The sequence below is a fragment of the Zavarzinia compransoris genome (assembly GCF_003173055.1).
In the GTDB taxonomy this organism is placed as follows: Bacteria; Pseudomonadota; Alphaproteobacteria; order Zavarziniales; family Zavarziniaceae; genus Zavarzinia; species Zavarzinia compransoris.
The window spans coordinates 285,510-306,385 of the sequence record NZ_QGLF01000002.1; the positions used below are offsets into that span (position 1 = coordinate 285,510).

Annotated in this window: 17 protein-coding genes; 8 read left to right on the top strand and 9 right to left on the bottom strand. The window is 69.4% G+C overall.

Going from position 1 to position 20,876, the window contains the following annotated elements:
• Positions 1–54: 54 nt before the first annotated feature.
• Positions 55–2,763, bottom strand: coding sequence for a DNA mismatch repair protein MutS (gene mutS, locus DKG75_RS07160; protein WP_109921053.1), 2,709 nt, complete (start codon positions 2,761–2,763; stop codon positions 55–57).
• Between the two features lie 115 nt (positions 2,764–2,878).
• Between mutS and DKG75_RS07165 the strand changes: the two genes are divergently transcribed.
• Positions 2,879–3,343: a carboxymuconolactone decarboxylase family protein gene (locus DKG75_RS07165; protein WP_109920407.1), complete on the top strand. Its 465-nt coding sequence runs from the start codon at positions 2,879–2,881 to the stop codon at positions 3,341–3,343.
• Positions 3,333–4,211, top strand: a complete 879-nt coding sequence (locus tag DKG75_RS07170; RefSeq protein WP_109920408.1) for a sigma-70 family RNA polymerase sigma factor — start codon at positions 3,333–3,335, stop codon at positions 4,209–4,211. Before DKG75_RS07165 ends, DKG75_RS07170 begins: the two co-directional genes overlap by 11 nt.
• Here the strand turns inward: DKG75_RS07170 and DKG75_RS07175 are convergent.
• Positions 4,208–4,876, bottom strand: coding sequence for a GntR family transcriptional regulator (locus DKG75_RS07175; protein ID WP_109920409.1), 669 nt, complete (start codon positions 4,874–4,876; stop codon positions 4,208–4,210). The two genes, DKG75_RS07170 and DKG75_RS07175, sit on opposite strands and share 4 nt — an antisense overlap.
• Before the next feature lie 120 nt (positions 4,877–4,996).
• On the opposite strand from DKG75_RS07175, the gene DKG75_RS07180 reads away from it, so the two are divergent.
• The 6 genes from DKG75_RS07180 (at position 4,997) to DKG75_RS07205 (ending at position 13,019) form a co-directional block, all read left to right on the top strand.
• Entirely contained in the window at positions 4,997–6,169 is a 1,173-nt protein-coding gene (locus tag DKG75_RS07180; protein WP_109920410.1) for a benzoate/H(+) symporter BenE family transporter, read from the top strand.
• 133 nt (positions 6,170–6,302) lie between these two features.
• A complete protein-coding gene (locus DKG75_RS07185) occupies positions 6,303–8,564 on the top strand; it encodes an NADP-dependent malic enzyme (protein ID WP_109920411.1) in 2,262 nt (753 codons plus the stop codon).
• Between the two features lie 35 nt (positions 8,565–8,599).
• Positions 8,600–9,949, top strand: a complete 1,350-nt coding sequence (locus DKG75_RS07190; protein WP_425086484.1) for an ATP-binding protein — start codon at positions 8,600–8,602, stop codon at positions 9,947–9,949.
• 75 nt (positions 9,950–10,024) lie between these two features.
• Positions 10,025–11,056, top strand: a complete 1,032-nt coding sequence (locus DKG75_RS07195; protein WP_109920412.1) for a PstS family phosphate ABC transporter substrate-binding protein — start codon at positions 10,025–10,027, stop codon at positions 11,054–11,056.
• A 492-nt stretch (positions 11,057–11,548) separates the two neighbouring features.
• Complete coding sequence (locus tag DKG75_RS07200; protein WP_109920413.1) at positions 11,549–12,058, top strand: hypothetical protein; 510 nt, start codon at positions 11,549–11,551, stop codon at positions 12,056–12,058.
• A 10-nt stretch (positions 12,059–12,068) separates the two neighbouring features.
• On the top strand, positions 12,069–13,019 hold the full coding sequence (locus tag DKG75_RS07205) for a hypothetical protein (RefSeq protein WP_133636923.1): 951 nt from the start codon (positions 12,069–12,071) through the stop codon (positions 13,017–13,019).
• Between the two features lie 37 nt (positions 13,020–13,056).
• Here DKG75_RS07205 and htpG read toward each other — a convergent pair whose 3' ends face one another.
• The 7 genes from htpG to DKG75_RS23730 all read right to left on the bottom strand — a co-directional run bounded on the left by htpG (position 13,057) and on the right by DKG75_RS23730 (position 20,754).
• The gene (gene htpG / locus DKG75_RS07210; protein ID WP_109920415.1) at positions 13,057–14,955 is read right to left on the bottom strand and encodes a molecular chaperone HtpG; all 1,899 of its coding nucleotides are present in this window, start codon (positions 14,953–14,955) and stop codon (positions 13,057–13,059) included.
• 89 nt (positions 14,956–15,044) lie between these two features.
• Positions 15,045–16,217, bottom strand: coding sequence for a DUF4340 domain-containing protein (locus DKG75_RS07215; protein WP_109920416.1), 1,173 nt, complete (start codon positions 16,215–16,217; stop codon positions 15,045–15,047).
• Between the two features lie 13 nt (positions 16,218–16,230).
• Complete coding sequence (locus DKG75_RS07220) at positions 16,231–18,165, bottom strand: Gldg family protein (protein WP_109920417.1); 1,935 nt, start codon at positions 18,163–18,165, stop codon at positions 16,231–16,233.
• A gap of 1 nt (position 18,166) precedes the next feature.
• Complete coding sequence (locus DKG75_RS07225) at positions 18,167–18,901, bottom strand: ABC transporter permease subunit (RefSeq protein ID WP_109920418.1); 735 nt, start codon at positions 18,899–18,901, stop codon at positions 18,167–18,169.
• The gene (locus tag DKG75_RS07230; RefSeq protein ID WP_109920419.1) at positions 18,898–19,869 is read right to left on the bottom strand and encodes an ABC transporter ATP-binding protein; all 972 of its coding nucleotides are present in this window, start codon (positions 19,867–19,869) and stop codon (positions 18,898–18,900) included. The genes DKG75_RS07225 and DKG75_RS07230 overlap by 4 nt, the downstream gene beginning before the upstream one ends.
• 358 nt (positions 19,870–20,227) lie before the next feature.
• Entirely contained in the window at positions 20,228–20,629 is a 402-nt protein-coding gene (locus DKG75_RS07235) for a hypothetical protein (protein ID WP_109920420.1), read from the bottom strand.
• Entirely contained in the window at positions 20,626–20,754 is a 129-nt protein-coding gene (locus DKG75_RS23730) for a hypothetical protein (RefSeq protein WP_280523243.1), read from the bottom strand. The genes DKG75_RS07235 and DKG75_RS23730 overlap by 4 nt, the downstream gene beginning before the upstream one ends.
• Positions 20,755–20,876 lie beyond the last annotated feature (122 nt).

Consider the following 20,876-nt stretch of genomic DNA (forward strand, 5'->3'; position numbering starts at 1 on the left):
AATGGCGGCAAAGCGCGGGGCGGGCAATGCCGCCGGGCGGAGGTCTGGGTTGCGTCAGGTCAGCAGCGCCTTCAGGCGATAGAGCGCATCCAGCGCCTCGCGCGGGGACAGGTCGTCGGGGGCGAGGGCGCGCAGCGCTTCCGCCAGGGCCGCCGCCGCGGGATCGGCGGGCGGCGCCTTCGGGGCCGGGCGGGCGGCAAGGGCGGCGAACAGGGGCAGGTCGTCGGCCAGGGCCGCCATGTCGGCCCGGCCGCCGGCGCTGCCGGCCCGGCCGGATTCGAGGCGGTGCAGCACGTCCTCGGCCCGGGCGATCACGGCGCCGGGCAGGCCGGCCAGTTTCGCCACCTGGATGCCGTAGGAACGGTCGGCGGTGCCGCGCACCACTTCATGCAGGAAGACGACCTCGCCCTTCCATTCCCTCACCTTCACCGTATGGGCGGCAACCTCCGCCAGCCGTTCGGCCAGCACGGTCAATTCGTGGTAATGGGTGGCGAAGAGGGCGCGGGTCCTGTTCACGTCGTGCAGGTGCTCGATCGCGGCCCAGGCGATGGACAGGCCGTCATAGGTCGCGGTGCCGCGGCCCAGTTCGTCGAGAATGACGAGGCTGCGCGCCGTCGCCTGGTTCAGGATCGCCGCCGCCTCGACCATTTCGACCATGAAGGTGGAACGGCCGCGCGCCAGGTCGTCCGCCGCGCCCACCCGGCTGAACAGGCGGTCGATGGTGCCGATGGTGGCGCCGGCGGCGGGCACGAAGCTGCCGGCCTGGGCCATCACCGCGATCAGGGCGTTCTGGCGCAGGAAGGTGGACTTGCCGGCCATGTTCGGCCCGGTCAGCAGCCACAGCCGGCTGCCGGGGCCGAGATCGCAGTCGTTGGCGACGAAATCGCCCTCCCTGCCCAGGCCGAAGCCGGCCTCGACCACCGGGTGGCGGCCGCCCTCGATGTGGAAGGCGGCGCTGTCCTCGATGCGGGGGCGGGTATAGCGGCGCTTTTCCGCAAGCTCGGCAAGGCCGGCGGCGACGTCGATCTCGGCCAGGCCCAGGGCGGCCTCGGCGATGGTCGCGGCGGTGGCCAGGACCTCGGCGACGAGGCCGTCGAAAATCTCCACCTCCATGGCGGTGGCGCGGTCGCCGGCGCGGGCGATGCGGTCGGCCAGATCGCTGAGTTCGACCGTGGTGAAGCGCACGGCCCCGGCCAGGGTCTGGCGGTGGATGAAACGGTCCTCCGCCGCCAGCTTGTCGGCGTGCAGCGGCGTTACCTCGATGTGATAGCCGAGGACATTATTGTGCCGGACCTTCAGGGCGCCGATCCCGGTCTCGGCCCGCAGCCGGGCCTCCAGGGCGGCGACCAGCCGGCGCCCCTCGTCGCGCAGGCGGCGTTCCTCGTCGAGGGCGGGGGACCATTCGGGGGCGACGAAGCCGCCGTCGCGGGCCAGCGCCGGCGGCTCGGCCACGATCGCCCCGCTCAGGCGCGCGGCCAGATGGCCGTGCTCGCCCAGCCGCTCCAGGGCGCGGGCGAGGGCGGCCGGCGGCGGGCTGAGATCGGCGTGCAGGAAGCGGCTGCCGACCTCGGGCAGCAGGGCCAGGCCCTGGCCCACGGCGGCCAGGTCGCGCGGCCCGCCCCGGCCCAGCGCCAGCCGGGCCAGGGCCCGTTCGAGATCGGGCAGGCGGCGCAGCAGGGTCCGCAAGCCCTGGCGCAGGGTGCCCTGGCGCAGCAGGTGATCGACCGCATCGAGCCGGTCCTCGATCGCGCCGACCCCGGTCAGCGGCGAGGACAGCCATTGCCGCAGCAGGCGGGCGCCGGCGCCGGTCACGGTCTCGTCCATGACCGCGAGCAGGCTGCCGCCGCGGCCGCCGTCGGGGCCCTGGATCAGTTCCAGGCTGCGCCGGGTCGCCGCGTCGATCGCCATGGCCGACCCGGGGGCGACCCGGCGCGGCGGGCGCAGCCGGGCAACGCGGCCCTTCTGGGTCAGTTCGACATAGGCGAGCAGGGCGCCCAGCGCCGACAGTTCGGCCCGGGAGAAGGCGCCGAAACCGTCGAGCGTGCCGACGCCGAAAATCTCGCGCAGGCGGCGTTCGGCGGTGCCCGAATCGAAGCGCGCCGCCGGCAGGGGAGTGAGGCGGTCGTCATAGAGACCGTCGAGGGCGAGCAGGGCGGGATCCTGCAGGCGCCGGTCCGAGACCAGCAGTTCGCCCGGCGCGATGCGGGCCAGTTCGGCGCCCAATTGCTCGGGGTCGAGCGCCGCGACCTCGAACAGCCCGGTCGAGACGTCGGCGAAGGCGAGGGCCAGCTTGCCCTCCGCGCCCCCGAGCGCGGCGAGGAGATTGTTGGCGCGGGCGTCGAGCAGGGTTTCCTCGGTCAGGGTGCCGGGGGTGACGATGCGCACCACCTCGCGCCGGACCAGGGTCTTGCCGGCGCGTTTCTTCGCCTCGGCCGGGTCTTCCGCCTGTTCGCAGATCGCGACCTTGAAGCCCTTGCGGATCAGGCGCGAGAGATAGGCGTCGGCGGCATGGACCGGCACGCCGCACATGGCGATATCCTCGCCCTGGTGCTTGCCCCGCTTGGTCAGGGTGATGTCGAGGGCGGCGGCGGCGGTCTCCGCGTCCTCGAAGAACATCTCGTAGAAATCGCCCATGCGGTAGAACAGCAGGCAGCCGGGATGGGCCGCCTTGATGCTCAGGTATTGCGTCATCATCGGCGTCGCCCCGGCGAGATCCGGGGCGTCCGAGATTTCCGATTCGAGGGCTTGGGGATTGTCCGGCATGGCCGGCACTTTAGGGGCAGGGGCGGTGCATTGCAGCCCTCGATTTTCCGGGCGGGCATGTCACGCCGGGGCCCGCCGCCTCGTCTTGTCACCGACCCCCGAACAGGAGCCGACGATGACCACACCCCGTATCGCCAATCCCTATAAGTCCATGGCCGACGGCCTGAAGGCCATGATGGCGGTCGAGGCCAGCCTCAGGGCCGGCGGGCTCGACCACGGGCTCCTCGAACTGGTGAAGCTGCGCGCCTCGCAGATCAACGGCTGCGCCTTCTGCATCCATATGCATGCGACCGACGCCCGGGCCCGGGGCGAGACCGAGATGCGCCTCTACATGCTGAACGCCTGGCGGGAATCGAGCCTCTACAGCCCGCGCGAACGGGCCGCGCTGGCCTGGACCGAGGCGGTGACCCTGGTGGCCGGGACCGGCGCCCCGGATGCGGATTATAGTGCGCTTGCGGCCCAATTCACCGAGGCGGAACAGGTGCAGCTGACATTGGCCATCGGCGCGATCAACCTCTGGAACCGGTTGTCGGTCGCCTTCCGCGCCGCCCATCCGGCCGAGGCGGCCCATGCCGCCTGATGGGGGCGTCCTGCTGTTCGAGGCGGAGCGGCCCCGGCTGCTGCGCCTTGCCTACCGCATGCTCGGCGCCCATGCCGAGGCCGAGGATGTGGTGCAGGACGCCTGGCTGCGCTGGCGCGGGGTCGAGGCCGGCACGGTAGCCTCGCCCGCCGCCTTCCTGACCCGGACGGTGACCCGGCTCTGCCTCGACGTGATGAAATCGGCCCGGGTCCGGCGCGAGACCTATCCCGGCGTCTGGCTGCCGGAACCCGCCGTCGAGCCGGCGGAACCGGCGGCCGATGCGGACGACCTGACCCTGACCCTGATGCTGGCGCTGGAACGGCTGTCGCCCCTCGAACGGGCGGCCTTCCTGCTGCACGACGTCTTCGACGTCCCCCTCGACGAGGTCGCGGCCACCCTCGGGCGGGAACCGCCGGCGGTGCGCCAGCTCGCCTCCCGCGCCCGGCGCCATGTCCGCGAGGCGCGGCCCCGCTATGCCGTCTCGGCCGAGGAGGGCGCGAAGCTCGCCCAAGCCTTCCTGGCGGCGGCGGCGCAGGGCGATGTCGCGGGCCTGCGCGGCCTGCTCGCGGAAACCGTGGTGCTGCGCTCCGACGGCGGCGGCAAGGTCATCGCCTTCCTCAACCCGATTGCGGGGGCGGAGCGGGTCGCCCGCCTCTATGCCGGCCTGCGGCGGAAATACGGGGCGCAGGCGGCGGCCATCGTCCGCCCGGTGCGCATCGACGGGCTGCCCGGCTTCATCATCCGCGCGCAGGACGGCATCCTCCAGACCATCGCCTTCGAGATCGAGGACGGCCGCATCGCCGCCATCTACATCACCCGCAACCCGGACAAGCTGACCCGCGTGGCCGCGGCGCTGGCGGTCAACTAACGCCTTGCGAAGAAGGCTTCGATGTTGCGGGCGGCGGTTTCGACATGGGTGGCGGCGATGCGGGCGGCGGTATCCGGGTCGCGGTCGCGGGCGGCGGCCAGCAGGGCGGCGTGCTCGTCCCGGGCCATGTGGTCGCGGCCGAGCGCCGTGAAATGGAAGCGCAGGTAGCGGTCGGCGGCGGCCAGGTGCTGTTCGACCAGGGCCAGCAGGCGGTGCCGGCCGGCGCGGGCAGAGAGCGTCAGGTGGAAGCGGCGGTTCAGGTCGCCCAGGCGGGCGATGTCGTCCTCGCCGTCCATCTCCGCGAGCAGGGCTTCGGCGCGGGCGAGATCGTCGGCCGTCAGATGCGGGATGGAAAGGCGGAGCGCTGCCGGCTCCAGCGCCGCCCGGATGGCGTAATTGTCGGCCGCGTCCGCCGCCGAGATATCGGTGACCACCGCGCCCTTGTGGGGGGCGAAATCGACCAGGGCCTGGGCTTCCAGCTGGCGCAGGGCCTCGCGCACCGGCATGCGCGAAACCTCGAAGGCGGCGGCCAGTTCTTCCTGGCGCAGCGCCGCGCCGCCGGGCAGGCGGCCGCTCAGGATCGCCTCGCGCAGCACCGCCTCGACAAAGGCGGTGGCGGTGCGGAAGCGCGGGCGGTCGCGCGCGATCAGGGCGGCAAGATCCATGGCGGCAGGAAACCATGGGGCGGCCATGCGCTCAAGATGATTGTCGATTGGATCCAATCTTGTTAAGGCAGACGGGCTTGTTAAGGCAGACGGGATGGCCGGGCATGGCGGAGGTGGGTGATGGAACAGGCGCAACGACCCGAATGGATCCGGCCGGCGACGGCGGGGGTGATGGCGGCGGTGGTCGGCTTCGCCTCGTCCTTCGCCGTGGTGCTCGAGGGCCTGCGCGCCATGGGGGCGACGCCGGGGCAGGCGGCCTCGGGCCTGCTGGTCCTGTGCCTGGCCATGGGCGGGCTGGGCGTCGTGCTCAGCCTGCGCCTGAAGATGCCGGTCTCGATCGCCTGGTCGACGCCGGGGGCCGCCCTGCTGGCCGCGACCGCCGCGCCGGCGGGCGGTTTCGCCGCCGCCGTGGGCGCCTTTCTCGTCGCCGCCCTGCTGGTCGTGGTGGCCGGGCTGTGGCGGCCGTTCGGGCGGCTGGTGGCGGCGATCCCGGCGACGCTGGCCGGCGCCATGCTGGCGGGGGTGCTGCTCGGCCTTTGCCTTGCGCCCTTCAAGGCGGTCGGCCTGCTGCCGCTGCAGGCCCTGCCCGTCGTCCTTGCCTGGGCGGTGACGATGCGGCTGAACCGGCTGTGGGCGGTGCCGGTCGCGCTCGCGGTCACCGTCGCGGTCCTGGTCCTCGACGGCGGCGCCCTGGCGGCGCTGCCCGCCGGCCGCGACCTCGCCCCCCATCTCGAAGCGGTGATGCCGGTCTTCGACCCCCAGACCATGGTTGGGGTCGGCCTGCCGCTGTTTCTGGTCACCATGGCGTCGCAGAATGTGCCCGGCCTTGCCGTGCTTCAGACCAACGGCTACCGGCCGGCCCCGGGGCCGCTGTTCGTCGCCACCGGCGTCGTCTCGGCCCTGGCCGCCCCTTTCGGCGGCCATGCGGTCAATCTGGCCGCGATCACGGCGGCGCTCTGCGCCGGGCCGGACGCGGCGGCGGACCCGGGGCGGCGCTGGCTGGCGGCGGTGATCGGCGGCGCCGGCTATGTCGCCATCGGCGCCGTCGCCACCCTGGCGGCGGCCCTGGCGGCGGCGGCGCCCCCGGTGCTGATCCAGGCGGTGGCCGGGCTCGCCCTGATCGGCGCCTTCGGCAATGCGCTGAATGCGGCCCTGGCGGTGCCGGCGGAACGCGAGGCCGCCCTCGTCACCTTCCTGGTGACGGCGTCGGGCCTCTCCTTCGGCGGGATCGGCGCCGCCTTCTGGGGCCTGCTGGCGGGCGGCGCCCTATGGTGGGGGTTACGCCGTCATTGAGAAGAAATGAAAAGTTTTTATGGTCCTCTGGACAACAAATGAAAAGGGTAGGATAGTCCGCACCCTCCGGCATCTGGCCGGGAGCTTTTCTTGACGTGGGAGCCGGGCGCGGATGCGCCCGATTGGAAGAAAAATGAGCACCAAGCGCACCGTTGTCTCGGATCAGGAAGCCCTGCTGTTTCACGCGCAGGGCCGGCCGGGCAAGCTGGAGATCGTGGCGACCAAGCCGATGGCGACCCAGCGTGACCTCAGCCTTGCCTATTCCCCCGGTGTGGCCATTCCCGTCAAGGCGATCGCCGAGGATCCCTCGACCGCCTACGATTATACGACCAAGGGCAATCTGGTCGCCGTCATCTCGAACGGCACGGCGATTCTCGGCCTCGGCAACCTGGGCGCGCTCGCCTCGAAGCCGGTGATGGAGGGCAAGTCGGTCCTGTTCAAGCGTTTCGCCGACGTCGATTCGATCGACCTCGAAGTCGATACCGAGGACGTGGACGCCTTCATCAATGCCGTGCGCTACCTCGGGCCCAGCTTCGGCGGCATCAATCTCGAAGACATCAAGGCGCCCGAATGCTTCGTGATCGAAAGCCGGCTGCGCGAGCTCATGGACATTCCGGTGTTCCACGACGACCAGCACGGCACCGCGATCATCGCCGCCGCCGGCCTGATCAACGCCCTCGACCTCACCGGCAAGTCGATCAAGGATATCCGGGTGGTGGTGAACGGCGCCGGCGCGGCGTCCATCGCCTGCATCGAGCTGATCAAGGCGCTGGGCCTGCCGCATGAGAACGCCATGCTGTGCGATTCGAAGGGCGTCATCTACAAGGGCCGCACCGAGGGCATGAACCAGTGGAAGTCGGCCCATGCCGTCGCCACCGACCGCCGCACCCTGGAAGAGGCGATGCATGGGGCCGACGTCTTCCTCGGCCTGTCGGTCAAGGGCGCGGTGACCCGGGCCATGGTCGCCAATATGGCGGCGCAGCCGATCATCTTCGCCATGGCCAACCCGGACCCGGAAATCACCCCGGAAGAGGTCGAGGCGGTCCGCGCCGATGCGATCGTCGCCACCGGCCGCTCGGACTATCCGAACCAGGTGAACAATGTCCTCGGCTTTCCCTATATCTTCCGCGGCGCGCTCGACGTCCGCGCCCGCACCATCAACGACGAGATGAAGCTGGCGGCCGCCCGCGCCCTGGCCGACCTCGCCCGCGAGGACGTGCCGGACGAGGTGGCGGCGGCCTATGCCGGCAGCCGGCCGCAGTACGGCCCGAAGTACATCATCCCGGTGCCTTTCGACCCGCGCCTGATCGGCCATGTCTCGCCCGCCGTCGCCAAGGCGGCGATGGACACGGGCGTGGCGCGCCGGCCGATCATCGACATGCAGGCCTACCGCCACGAGCTGAACGCCCGCCTCGATCCCTCGGTCTCGCTGTTCCAGCGCGTCTTCGACGAAGTGCGGGTGCTGCCGAAGCGCGTCGTCTTCGCCGAGGGCGAGGAGGAAAAGACCATCCGCGCCGCCCTCGCCTTCCGCAATTCGGGCTATGGCACGGCGGTGCTGGTCGGCCGCGAGGACCGCATCCGCAAGACGATCGAGGACATGGGGCTGGATGCCGAGACCGACCTCGAAATCCATAATGCGCGGAACTCGACCCACAACACGCGCTACAGCGACTTCCTCTATGGCCGGCAGCAGCGCCGCGGCCTGCTCTACCGCGACTGCCAGCGCCTGGTGAACAACGACCGCAACATCTTCGCCGCCTGCATGGTGGCGAACGGCGATGCGGACGCCATGGTCACCGGCCTTACCCGCTCCTATGCCTCCTCGCTCGAGGATGTCCGCCGGGTCATCGATCCGGTGCCCGGGCGCCGGGTCTTCGGCCTGTCGGTCGTGCTGTCCAAGGGCCGCACCATCTATATGGCCGATACCGCGGTCGAGGAGCAGCCGACGCCGGAAGCCCTGGCCGACATCGCCCGCCAGTCGGCAGACGTGGTGCGCCGCCTGGGGCACGAGCCGCGGGTCGCCTTCCTGTCCTATTCGAATTTCGGCAACCGGCCGCGGACCTCGTCCAGCATCGTGCGCGATGCGGTCGCCCTCCTCGACGCGCAGGAGACCGATTTCGAATATGACGGCGAAATGATGGTCGATGTCGCCCTCAACCGCCAGCTCATGAGCCTCTATCCCTTCTCGCGCCTGACCGAGCCGGCGAATGTGCTGATCATGCCCTCGCTCTCGACCTCGATCACGGCGGCGAAGCTGATGAAGGAACTGGGCGGTGCCACGGTGATCGGGCCGCTGCTGGTCGGCATGGCGAAGCCGGTCCAGATCGTGCCCCTGGGCACCGCGGTTTCCGACCTCGTCAACCTGGCGGCGCTGACCGCCTATATGGCGCGCTGACCGCGCGATCCCCGGGGCCGGCGATGATGAGGCTGTTGCGTACTCCCCTTGTCGTCGCCACGGCCAAGATGGCGCTGCCGGGCCTCGCCATCCTGGCCCTGCTGGCGGTCTCGCGCCATCTCAGCCTCCAGGGGGCGGTCGCGGGCGCGGTCGCCCTGGTTCCGGCCATCATGCTGGTCGCCCTGCTGATGCGGCGCGACCGGGCGCTCCACGATGCCAGCCTGACCTCGACCCTGGTCGAGGATACGGTCGCGGCCGAGCGGGTGGAGGAACTGGAACAGGCCCTGGCCGCCCTCGGCGGCCGCCAGCGCGAAAGCGACCGGAGCCACCGCGCCGTCCTCGACCTCCTGCCCGATCCTCTGATTCTGATCGACCGCGACCTCGGGGTCCGGCTGGCCAACCGGGCCGCCCGGGCGATCTTCGGCGACGAGCCGGTCGGCCGGCCGCTGCCCGCCATGGTGCGCCACCCCGAGATCCTGGAAGCGGTCGACGAAGTTCTCTCCGGCGACGAGGCGAGCGTCGAGATCGAAATGTCCCTGCCGGTGCCGGTCGCCCGCGAACTCACCTGCCGGATCGCCAGCCTGGAGCGGCCGTCCAGCGACGGCATCGTCGCCGCCCTGGTGTTCCGCGACCTCACCCAGTCGAAGCGGGTGGAGCGGATGCGCGCCGATTTCGTCGCCAACGCCAGCCACGAGATCCGCACGCCGCTGGCGGCGCTCGGCGGCTATATCGAAACCCTGCTGGGCCCGGCGCGGGACGATGCGGCGGCGCGCGAGCGCTTCCTCAGGACCATGGCCGAACAGGTGGCGCGCATGACCCGGCTGGTCGGCGACCTGCTGTCGCTGTCGAGGGTGGAATTGACCGAGCACACGCCGCCGGCGGACCCGGTCGGCCTCGGCCGGCTGATCGCCCGGGTGGTGAAGGCCCTGGACTTCCGCGCCCAGGACAAGAAGGCGGCGGTCGAAGTGATCCTGCCCGACGACCTGCCCCAGGTGGTGGGCGACGAGGGCGAGCTGGAACAGGTCTTCACCAACCTGATCGACAATGCGATCAAATACGGCCGCATCGGCGGCACGGTGCGGGTGCAGGCCCATGTCATCGCCCATGTCCCGGCGCGGGCGGGCTGGCCCGGCAAGGCCCAGCCGGTCGCCATCGCCGTGACCGACGAGGGGCCGGGCATCCCGCGCGAACACCTGCCGCGCCTGACCGAACGCTTCTACCGCGTCGATGCGGCGCGCAGCCGCGATCTCGGCGGCACCGGGCTCGGCCTCGCCATCGTCAAGCATATCGTCAACCGCCACCAGGGGGCGCTGACCATCGATTCGATCGTCGGCCAGGGCACGACGTTCACCGTCTATCTGCCGGCGGCATCGTCACGGAATTGAAACTCAAGCGTCACGAAGTGGTCGCGGAGGCGGCGTAAGGTCCCGGCCGGAATTCAAACCCGGGGACCCCCTGCAATGACCGTGAAATCCGCTCTCCTCGGCTTCGCCGCCGCGGCCCTGATGGCCACCGGCCTGGCCGGCGCCGCCGAAGCCCGCGACCAGATCCGCATCGTCGGCTCGTCGACCGTCTTCCCGTTCACCACCGCTGTTGCCGAGACCTTCGGCAAGGCCGGCACCTTCAAGGCGCCGATCGTCGAATCGACCGGCACCGGCGGCGGCCTGAAGCTGTTCTGCGCCGGCGTCGGCGCGAACTATGCCGATATCGCCAATGCCTCGCGTCGGATCAAGCGCTCGGAAATCGACGCCTGCCAGAGCAACGGCATCCAGGACATCATCGAGCTGACCGTCGGCTATGACGGCATCGTGCTCGCCAACTCGAAGAAGGCCCCGACCTTCGCCCTGACCATCGAGCAGATCTGGAAGGCCCTGTCGGCCAAGGTCGTCGTCAACGGCGCCGTCGTCGACAATCCCTACAAGTCCTGGAGCGACATCGATCCGAAGCTCCCGGCCGAGAAGATCGAAGTCCTGGGCCCGCCCCCGACCTCGGGCACCCGCGACGCCTTCAACGAACTGGTCATGGACCACGGCTGCGCCAAGATCGCCGAGAACAAGGGCCTGATCGCCGGCAAGGATTGCCAGAAGATCCGTGAAGACGGCGCCTTCGTCGAAGCCGGCGAGAACGACAACCTGATCGTTCAGAAGCTGGTCGCCAACCCGAACGCTCTCGGCATCTTCGGTTATTCCTACCTCGAGGAAAACACCGACAAGATCCAGGGCGCCACGGTGAACGGCAATGCCCCGACCTATGAGAACGTCCAGTCGGGCAAGTATCCGGTGTCGCGCGAACTGTACATCTACGTGAAGAAGTATCAGATCGGCGAAATCCCGGGCATCGTCGAATTCCTGAACGAGTACTTCTCGGACCGTTCGATCGCCGCCAGCGGCTACCTCGAGAACAAGGGCCTGATCCTGCTCTCGCCGGAACGCCTGGCCCAGCAGCGCGAGATCGTCAAGAACCTGACCCCGATCGACACCTCGGCGTTCTAAGCCGAACTCGATGGCAGTATGACGGACGGCGGCCTTCGGGCCGCCGTCAGCGTCTTGAGAACCCCGCCGGATTTCCGGCGGGGTTTTGTTTTGCCGGCAACGACGGGAATACGGGTATTGCTGCCGGACATAAGATTGTTCCCGGCTAGGTAATTCCCTTGATAAGAAAACCTACAGTGATAAAATAACTTAAGAGTGCATTCCTAAGATCGCCGATCGGAGCGGGAAATGCCGGGCGTTGCTGCGGACTGGTACAAGGCGGCTGTTGCGGCGACGCCGGGTTTCGAAACCACGGGCGATCCCTACCTGGGCGTGGCCGGGGATTTCGACGGGATGGGCATCTCCTGCGGTGCCCTGCAATGGAACTTAGAACATCTTCAGGCGAAGTGGAAACCGGTTCGCCGTCCGAAGATGCGTAAAATCAAAGCGATAGAGCATGTTCGGAATGACCGTCATTCCGAACATGTTCTAGGTTCCGGCAGTCTCCGGCCCATGGTGGTCGCCGTCGGCAAGGCCAAGGTCCAGGGCGCCATGCCCGACTTCGGCGCGCAGCTGTGGCAGGCCTGCACCGGCACTGTAAAGGCGGGCTTCACGATCGTGCGGGGCTGGCAGAAGGGGATCAAGCTCCAGGCCAAGCCCAGGGCGGAACTGCGGGCCCTGCTCGATCTCCCGGCGATGAGGGCCGAACAGGACAAGCGCTTCCAGGTGATCGCCAGCCGCGCCCTGGCCCAGGCCGAGCAATGGCACAAGGATGGCGGCGCCACGCCGGTGAGCAAGCGCCTGTTCTGCTGGTTCTTCGACCTGCTGACCCAGAACGGCGGGCTCGAATGGCGCAACAAGGCAAGCGCGGACCAGCTCGAACTGCTCTGCCTGTCCTATCTGCGCAGCGGCCTGTCGGATCCCAAGCGGCGCCATGTCGTGCTGAACCGCAAGGGTACGATCGCCATGGGCACCGGCTGGGTCAACGGCGGCCACTGGAATCTGACGGTTCTCAACGACTGAGGAACTCGACATGGCGGACGATCGAGCGGGGGAGCAAGGGGACAAGACGCTCAGGGGACAAGGGGCGCCCCTGGTGCTGTGGCAGGACTACAAGAAGAACCTGCTCGTCCTCCTCGACCGGCTGAAACCGCCCGATGCGGCCGACACGCCGGAGCAGGCGAAGATCAGGGCGCTGCTGGAGGCGGAAAGCTCGGCAGGCAGCTGGGTCAAGCTCAACGAGGCGGAATTGAGGCTGACCGCGCTGCTGCCGCCGGAAGACGTCAACGCCGAATTCATCCGCCGCGGCGCCGAGGCGCAGGCCCTGATCCCGCCGCTGCCGGCCGTCGTGCCCCTGCAGGCGGCCTTCGCCCCGGCCGCGGCGGCGGAGCGGCGGGCCCTGCTGCTGCGGCTGGTCCAGGACCTGCACCTGCATTACGAGCGCCGCCGCCTGGACCGGGCGACCCGGAAGGCGGCCGCCAATCACCTGAACAATTCGGGGATGGCGGTCATCATCGTCATTTTCTTCGGCATCGGCGTGCTGCTTTGCTGGAACGACGCCGAGCGCGTGGCCAGGTTCCACCCCTTCTTCGTCGTCTTCGCCGGGATCATCGGGGCTTATTTCTCGCGGCTGATCGATTTTCAGTCGCGCCTGCGCACTTTGGACTACTACACCATCCAGCTCGATTTCGCGCCCTCGCGCCTCGTCTCGCGGGCGACCACCGGGGCGATCGGCGCCCTCGTGCTCTATTGGCTGATCGGCAGCGGCCTGCTGGGCGGCGGCATCTTCCCCGAGGCGACGATGGCGAACCTGTGGAAATTCGTCGCGCTGGACAGCGGGCAGACGGTCGGGCTGCCCACGGTCGATTTCTTCAAGCTGATGATCTGGTCGGTCCTGGCCGGTTTCTCCGAGCGCCTGGTGCCGACGCAGTTGAGCGCCCTCGAGGTCCGCGCAGCCGGAAAACCCAAGGAAAACGGGCGATAGAGCCCCCGCCCGGCAGGGCAGGGGCCCGAGCGCGCGGTCACGCCACCGCGCGCACCATGACCTCGGACAGGCGCCGGGCGAAGGCGGCGGGGTCGGACGGGGCTTCGCCTTCGACGATGCGGGCCTGATCGAGCAGGAGATGGGCGGCATCGTCCAGCGCATCGACCGCGCCGTCGCCCTCGGCCCGGGCGGCCAGCGCCTTGACCAGCGGATGGCGCGGGTTGATCTCGAGGATGCGGGCCTCGTCCGGGGCGGCATCCCGGCCGCGGGCGGCGCGCATCAGGCGGGCGAGATGCATGTCCATGTCGCCGGCAGCGGCGACGAGGCAGACCGGGCTGTCGGTCAGGCGCTTGGAGACGCGGACATCCTTCACCGCTTCGCCCAGGGCCAGCTTGGCCGCGGCGATCAGGCTGGCGATGGCGCCTTCCGGCGCATCCTCGCCCTTGCGCTCGTCCTCGGCCGCCGGGATCTGGCTGAGGTCGATGTCGCCCCGGGTCACGGACTGGAAGGGCTTGCCCTCCCAGTCGAGGCCGGTGCCGGTCCAGAAATCGTCGATCGGGTCGGACAGCAGCAGCACTTCGATGTCCCGGGCCTTGAAGGCTTCGAGCTGCGGCGAGCGGGCGACGGTGGCGGCATCGCCGGTGATGAAATAGAGCGCGGTCTGGTTCGGGCGCATGCGGGCGGCGTATTCCGCCAGGGTGACGGTCTCGTCGCCCGACTTGGTGGTCTTGAAGCGGGCGAGCTTCAGGATCTGTTCCCGGCGCTCGAAATCCTCGTACAGCCCTTCCTTCAGGACCGGGCCGAAGGCATCCCAGAAGGTCTTGAAGCCGTCGTCGCCGGCGCGCTTCTCCAGTTCCGACAGGATCTTCTTCACCAGGCCCGAGCGGATCTTCGCGGTCAGCGGGCTTTCCTGCAGCATCTCGCGCGAGATGTTGAGGGGCAGGTCGGCGGAATCGACGATGCCCTTCACGAAGCGCAGATAGCCGGGCAGCAGCGCCTCGCAGCTGTCGGTGATGAAGACCCGGCGGACATAGAGTTTCAGCCGGCTTTCGCGCTTGGGATCGAACAGGTCGAAGGGGCGGGTGCCGGGAATGAACAGAAGCCCGGTATATTCGATCGTGCCCTCGGCCTTCCAATGGATGGTGGCCCAGGGCTCGTCCGCCGCATGGCCGGCGTGGCGGTAGAATTCCGCATATTGCTCGGCCGTGATTTCCGATTTCGGCCGGGTCCAGAGGGCGGAGGCGCTGTTCAGCGTCTCGTCTTCCTTCTGCTCCCCATCCGTCTGCGCCTCGTCGGCCTCCGCCTTCAGGATCACGGGCAGGGCGATATGGTCGGAATAGGTCTTCACGATCCGCTTCAGGCGCCAGGCGTCGAGGAATTCATCCTCGCCCTCGCGCAGCCGCAGGGTGACCGTGGTGCCGCGCCCGGCCCGCGTCGCCGGCTTCAGGCGGTAGGTGCCGGCGCCGTCCGATTCCCACGACCAGGCTTCGTCGCTGCCGGCCCGGCGCGACACCACCTCGACCGCTTCGGCGACCATGAAGACGGAATAGAAGCCGACGCCGAAACGGCCGATCAGGCTGACGTCGCTGGCGGCGTCGCCCGACAGTTGCTCGACGAAGGCGGAGGTGCCGGAACGGGCGATGGTGCCGAGATTGGCGATCAGCTCGTCCTTCGACATGCCGATGCCGTTGTCGGCGATGGTCAGGGTGCGGGCGTCCTTGGCGAGCGAGATTTCGACCCGGAAATTGGGGTCGTCGGCGGTCAAGGCCGGCTCGGTCAGGGCGGCGTAGCGCAGCTTGTCGCAGGCGTCGGAAGCGTTGGAAATCAGTTCGCGGAGGAAGATTTCCTTCTCCGAATAGACCGAATGCACCATCAGGTGCAGGAGGCGCGCCACCTCCGCTTCGAAGCCGCGGGTTTCGATGCTTTCAGCCGTCATTTGCTCTGTGCCTCGGTTCAATGCCGTGATCCGCGTTCGATATAGGAAAGCCCCCCCGCCCTTCAAGGGCGAAGGGGCCCCCTCTCGCCCTATTGCGCGGGCGGCTGGGGCATCTCCGGCAGGGCCGGGAGCGCGGGCACCGGTGTCGCGCCCGGCGGGGTGGAGGCCGCGGGGGCGGGCTTCGGCTCCGACAGGTCCTTGGCCTCGGGCGTCAGGTCGATCACCCGGGTGCCGTCGATCCGGTAGCGCCAGCCCGCGGTGCGGGCGGTGATGGCGCCCGCCTCGGCCTTCACCGTCTCGGCATCCTTCAGCAGGGGCTGGCCGTCCGGGCCGGCGGGGGCGCCGGCGTCCTTGGCCGCGGCACCCGCTTCGGGATCGAAGCGGGCGGCGATGGTGGCCCAGCCCTGGCCGTCGATCGAGGTCAGGTCCAGGGTCAGGACCAGGCCGTCGAAGGTTTCATAGACCACGGTGGCCAGCGGCTTGCCCGGGTCTTCCGCCGCCTTGCGGACATCGTCCAGGGTCAGATAGGTGGCGGCGACGGCGAGCGCCCCGATGCGCCCGCTCTTCGGGCTGGCGGCGGCCGGGTCGATGCCTTCGACGGTGAAGCTGTCGCTCGCCTTCGGGCGCGTGATGCGGACGGTCTGGCCGTCCCGGGTGACGGTGGCGCGCCGGAAGCGGTCGGGGGCGATGACCAGCAATTCGCGGTCCAGCCAGACGGCGGCCTGGCGTTCCAGGCGGAGGTCCGCCTCCGCCTCCCACGAGGAGGCCTCGCCCACCAGGCGGACGAATTGGCGCGGCACCTTGGTGGCGCCCATCACCTCGCTCGGCCGGCCCACGATGAGATCGGCGCGGATGACCCCGGCCCCGTCCTTCACGGTCAGGCGCAACCCGCGGGTGCCGGGGGCGATATCCTCGACGTCGAGAAAGCGGTAGCGCTCGGGCTTCGCCGTCTTCGGCTCGATCGCCTTCATGTCGGCCAGGGCGACGAGGAGGCGCTGGACCCGGCCGAAATCGACCGGATAGCCGCCCCGCTCGGGCAATATCCAGCGCTCGCCCGCGTCGCGCTGCAGGGTGAAGCTGCCCTCGGCGCCGGTCAGGGTGATGGTGGCGACATCGTTCAGGCGGGCCTTCAGGTCGGGCAGCAGGGGCCGGCCCGAGAGGTCGGCGGCGGTGGTGCGAACCCGTTCGACGACCAGCCACGCCCCGGCGAGGCCGAGAACGATGGTGAGGCCGAGCAGGATGGCCAGGGTGGAGCGGCGCATGGGGATCAGGCTCCTAGTTCACGCCCCGCCGCAGCCGGCGGCGGCGCAGCCGGACGAGCGAGAGCAGGAAGGCGGCGGCGGCGACGGCCAGCGGCACCAGGCCGATGTTGATGAAGCGCAGCCGGGCCTGGAGATTGTTGATATCGACCTCGAGGTTGCGCTGGACGTCGCGCAATTCGCGCCGCGTCGCCGCCACCTCGGCCCTGGCGTCGGCCAGTGCCTTTTCCGTCTCGACCGAGACGATGGCGCCGTTAGCACCGGTCGGGCGGGATTGGCGCAGTTCCGCGATGCGGGCCTCGGTCGCTTCCAGCTTCGCCCTCAGTTCCTGGCTGCGGGCCATGAACTTCTGTTCCGCCGCCCGCTTCAGGTCGTTGATGACGGCGAAGGGCCGGCTGGCCGGGGCGCGGCCGCGGATGGCGATGAGGTCGCCGGAACCGGACAGGTTCTCGACCGCATTGACGATGAAATTGCCGTTGTCGGCCAGCGGCACCACGGTGCGGCTTGCGCCCTGGCCGTTTTCCTGGACCCACAGGCGGTCGTCGATCACGTCCGCATCGGCGATCAGCACGACATTGATCGGCGCTGCCGATTGTTTCAGGGGTGCCCGCTCGGCGGCGCCGAAGGCCGGCGTCGCCCCGGCGGCGGTCGGGTTCGGGGCCTGGGTGCCCTCGGTCTTGGGCGCGCCCTCGGGGAAGGCGGAGGCGGCGGTGCCGGTGATCCGGGCCGCCAGCACGAAGCTCTTGTCCTCCGGCTTGAACAGGCGGGCGAGGTCTTCCGGATTGCCGGTGGTGCGCACCGTCATCGGATCGAAGACGCCGGCCCGGACCGAGGTGGTGACCAGCGGCTCCACGTTCGTGGCGGCGCCCTCCAGCTTCTGGATGTGGCCGGGGGTCGCGAACAGGACTTCCGACAGGCTGGCGGTGACGATATCGGTCGCATTCATCCGCTCGCGCCCGGCGCGCAGCCAGACGAGGTAGTCGAGCGGGCGGCGGCTGCCGGGCACGGTGACCTTGGTCGCCATCTCGGCATCGCCGATCACCTGCTGGGGATCGATCTTCACCCCCCAGCCGGCCAGCAGCGGATCGAGGCTGGACGCCATCTGCGGCGGGCCGCCCTGGGGCGGGCCCTGGGCCGCGACCTCGGCATTCGGATCGACCAGGACCACCGCCTTGCCGCCGGCCATCATGAACTGGTCGACGGCATAGAGCTGCTGCGGCGTCAGCTTGGGCGGATGGGCGATCAGCAGCATGTCGATATGGGCGCCGATCTCGACGAAATCGGGCGACATCATGCGGACGTCGTAGAGATCGGCCAATTGGCTGTAGACCGCGAAGGGATGGGACTGGCCGCGCAGCGCCGCCATCGGCCCGCCGAAGCCGACGTCGAGCGGCAGGGCGGAAATGACGGCGAGCACCGGCTTCTTTTCCGCGGTCAGGGCGACCACCATCTTGGCGAGGTCGTATTCGAGGAAATTCTCCCGGTCGGGCGTGATCACGGGCATCACTTCCCGCCCGCCGATCGGCCCGGTGCCGACCAGGCCGAAGTAGAAGGCTTCGCCGGACGGCGTGTCGTTGCCGTTGATGCCGGCGGCGACCGCCTCGTCCTCGGCGGTCGTATAGGGGATGGGATCGATGATCTCGATCCGGATATTGCCGTGGCCGGCGCGGCGGAAACTGTCCAGAAGCTCGGTCACCCGGGTGGCGAAAGTCTTGATCGCCGGGAACTGGTTGGACAGCGCCGCCGAGTGATAGAGGCGTAGCGTGACCGGCTCGTCCAGCTTGTCGAGGATGGCTTCGGTGCCTGCCGACAGGGTGTAGAGCCGGTTCTCGGTCAGGTCCAGGCGCCAGCCCGGGAAGCCGACCTGGGCGATCAGGTTCACGGCGAGGAACAGGGCGGCGATCAGCGCCAGGGCGGCGCCGCCGGCGAAACGGACGTTGCGGGACGCCATCTCAGGACGCCTTCTTCATGTCGATGACGACGGCATTGGCGCCGAGGGCGGCGATGATCAGCGTGGCGAAGAAGACGATGTCCTTCGCCTCGATCACGCCGGCGACGATGCCGTTGAAATGGGTGAGGAACGAGAAGGAGGCGATCGTGTCGATGATCGCCTGGGGCGCCCAGCCGCTGAAGGCGTCGAGCACCATGGGCGCGCCCGAGGCGGTGAACAGGAACAGGACGACGACCGTCAGCACGAAGGCGACCACCTGGTTCCGCGTCGCCGCCGACAGGCACGAGCCGACCGCGAGATAGGCCCCGGCCATCAGGAACGAGCCGATGTAACCGGCAAGGATCACGCCGTTGTCGGGCCGGCCCAGGTAGTTGACGGTGAACCACATGGGCGCGGTCAGGGCCAGCGCGATGCCGGTGAAGGCCCAGGCGGCCAGGAACTTGCCGATGATGGCGGCGGCCAGCGGCACCGGCAGGGTGAGCAGGAGTTCGATCGTGCCGCTTTTCCGCTCCTCCGCCCAGAGGCGCATGGCGATGGCGGGGATCAGGAACAGGTAAAGCCAGGGGTGGAACGAGAAGAACGGCACCAGGTCGGCCTCGCCCCGGTCGAAGAAATTGCCGACATAGAAGGTGAAGATGCCGGTCAGGAACAGGAAGACGATGATGAAGACATAGGCGAGCGGGGTGGCGAAGTAACCCGCCAATTCGCGCCGCGCGATGGTCATGGTGGCGCTCATGCCCGGGTCTCCGGCTGCTGGGGGGCGCTGCGCCGCGCGTCGCTGCTGGTCAGCGCGCGGAAGACGTCGTCGAGACGCCCATGGTCGACGGTCAGGGTTTCGATGGCGATGCCGGTCTGGCGCAGGCGCGCCGCCACCCCTTCGAGGATCGGGGCATGGTCGCGCGGCAGCACCAGGAAATCCCGGCCCGCCCGCCCGCCTTCGGGCAGCACCACGCGGGCGACGCCGGCCACGTCGGCCAGGCGCGCGGCAAGGTCGGGCACCGCATTGGCAAGGCCGATGCGCACCGCATTGTGTTCCGGCGCGCGGGCGACCAGGTCCTGGGGCGTGCCGTCGGCGACGACGCGGCCGCGGTCGATGATCACGGCCCGGCTGCACACCGCCTCGACCTCTTCGAGGATATGGGTCGAGACGACGATCGCCTTGTCCGGCGCCATGCGCCGGATCAGGTTCCGCACCTCGTGCTTCTGGTTGGGGTCCAGGCCGTCGGTCGGCTCGTCCAGGATCAGGCAGGGCGGGTCGTGCAGGATGGCGCCGGCCAGGCCGACGCGTCGCTTGAAGCCCTTGGACAGGGTCTCGATCGGCTGGTCCAGCACGCCGTCGAGCTGGATCTCGTCGACCACCTGGGCGAGGCGGCGGTGCAGGTCGGCGCCCCGCAGCTTGCGCACCCGGCCGAGGAATTCGAGGAAGCCCCGGGGCGTCATGTCGCCATAGGCCGGCGCCCCTTCGGGCAGGTAGCCCAGCGCCTCTTTCGCGGCCAGCGGCCGGCGTTCGACGTCATGGCCGGCGATCGAGACGCGGCCGCGCGTCGGGGTCAGGAAGCCCGCGGCCATCTTCATCGTCGTCGACTTGCCCGCGCCGTTCGGGCCGAGGAAGCCGAGGACCTCGCCCCGGCCCACGGCAAAGCCGACACCGTCGACCGCCGTGAAGGGCCCGAAGCGTTTCACCAGATCCACGATTTCGATCATGGGTGCTGCCGCTGTCATCTCGATCCGATCTTCCGTCCTGCCTCCCGCCCCGGGCCCGAGTCCCGAAGGGTGCGACAAGCTAGGGGCCAAGGCGCGGGGGATCAAGCGGGAACGCTTGTGCACTGCCGCGAAAACCGCGGCTTTTCAGGTATTTCGGGGGAAATCGGGGGGTGGTCCGGTGGGCCGGAAGCGGGGGCCCCGGACAGGGGCGGGCCCGACCGAACGGCAGGAAGGGGGCTGGGGGCTAGGGGGTCTTCCTGACATCCGGTCGGGCCCTGGTGTTGAGGACCAACGCTGGTGAAGATGCCGCCCCATTCTGTCCGCCGAAGGGCCGAATTTGGGCGAAACGGTGGCGGCCTCACCAATGTTCGGGCAGGCCGGCGCAGACCCGGTCGACGGCCCCGGCCGCCGGCCCGCCGGCTGCGGCCCCGGTCGCCGCCGCCAGTCCGGCCAGGGCCGGGTTGTCGAGGAAGAGCGCCTCGCCCATGGCCAGGGTGGCGTCGACCTGTGCGCCGGTCAGGGTCCAGCTGGTCGGGATGCCCTGCATCTTGCGGCGGCAGTCGCGGTCCGCGATGGCATCCAGTTCGACCGACAGGAAGACCGATTCCGCGGCGACGGTGGCCAGCCGCTGTTCTGCGGTCGCAAAAACCCTGGCGCCCTGGGCATCGTGCCGGGCCTCGGCGTCGAGGTCGGAGGGCTGGAACGAGCGGGCGTTGACCATGACGAAGACGATTCGCTGCACCGCGCCCTCGCCGTTCACGGTCTCGAAGAGATGGGGCCGACCGGCAGCACAAGGATCGCCGGCAGCTTGTCGGCCACCTCGTTGTAGACACTGTTGATGTACAGCAGCCCGTTCCGGGGCGACCGGATCGTTACAATCGGCATCGTCTTATCCCTTCGCGCGGCCCGATATCGATCCACCTTGAAGGGAGTTGTGGCCATGAAATTCCTCAATAGTTCAATTGAAATTGAGAAGGCTCCCTAAAGTTGTCATGCTCGAAGGCGGG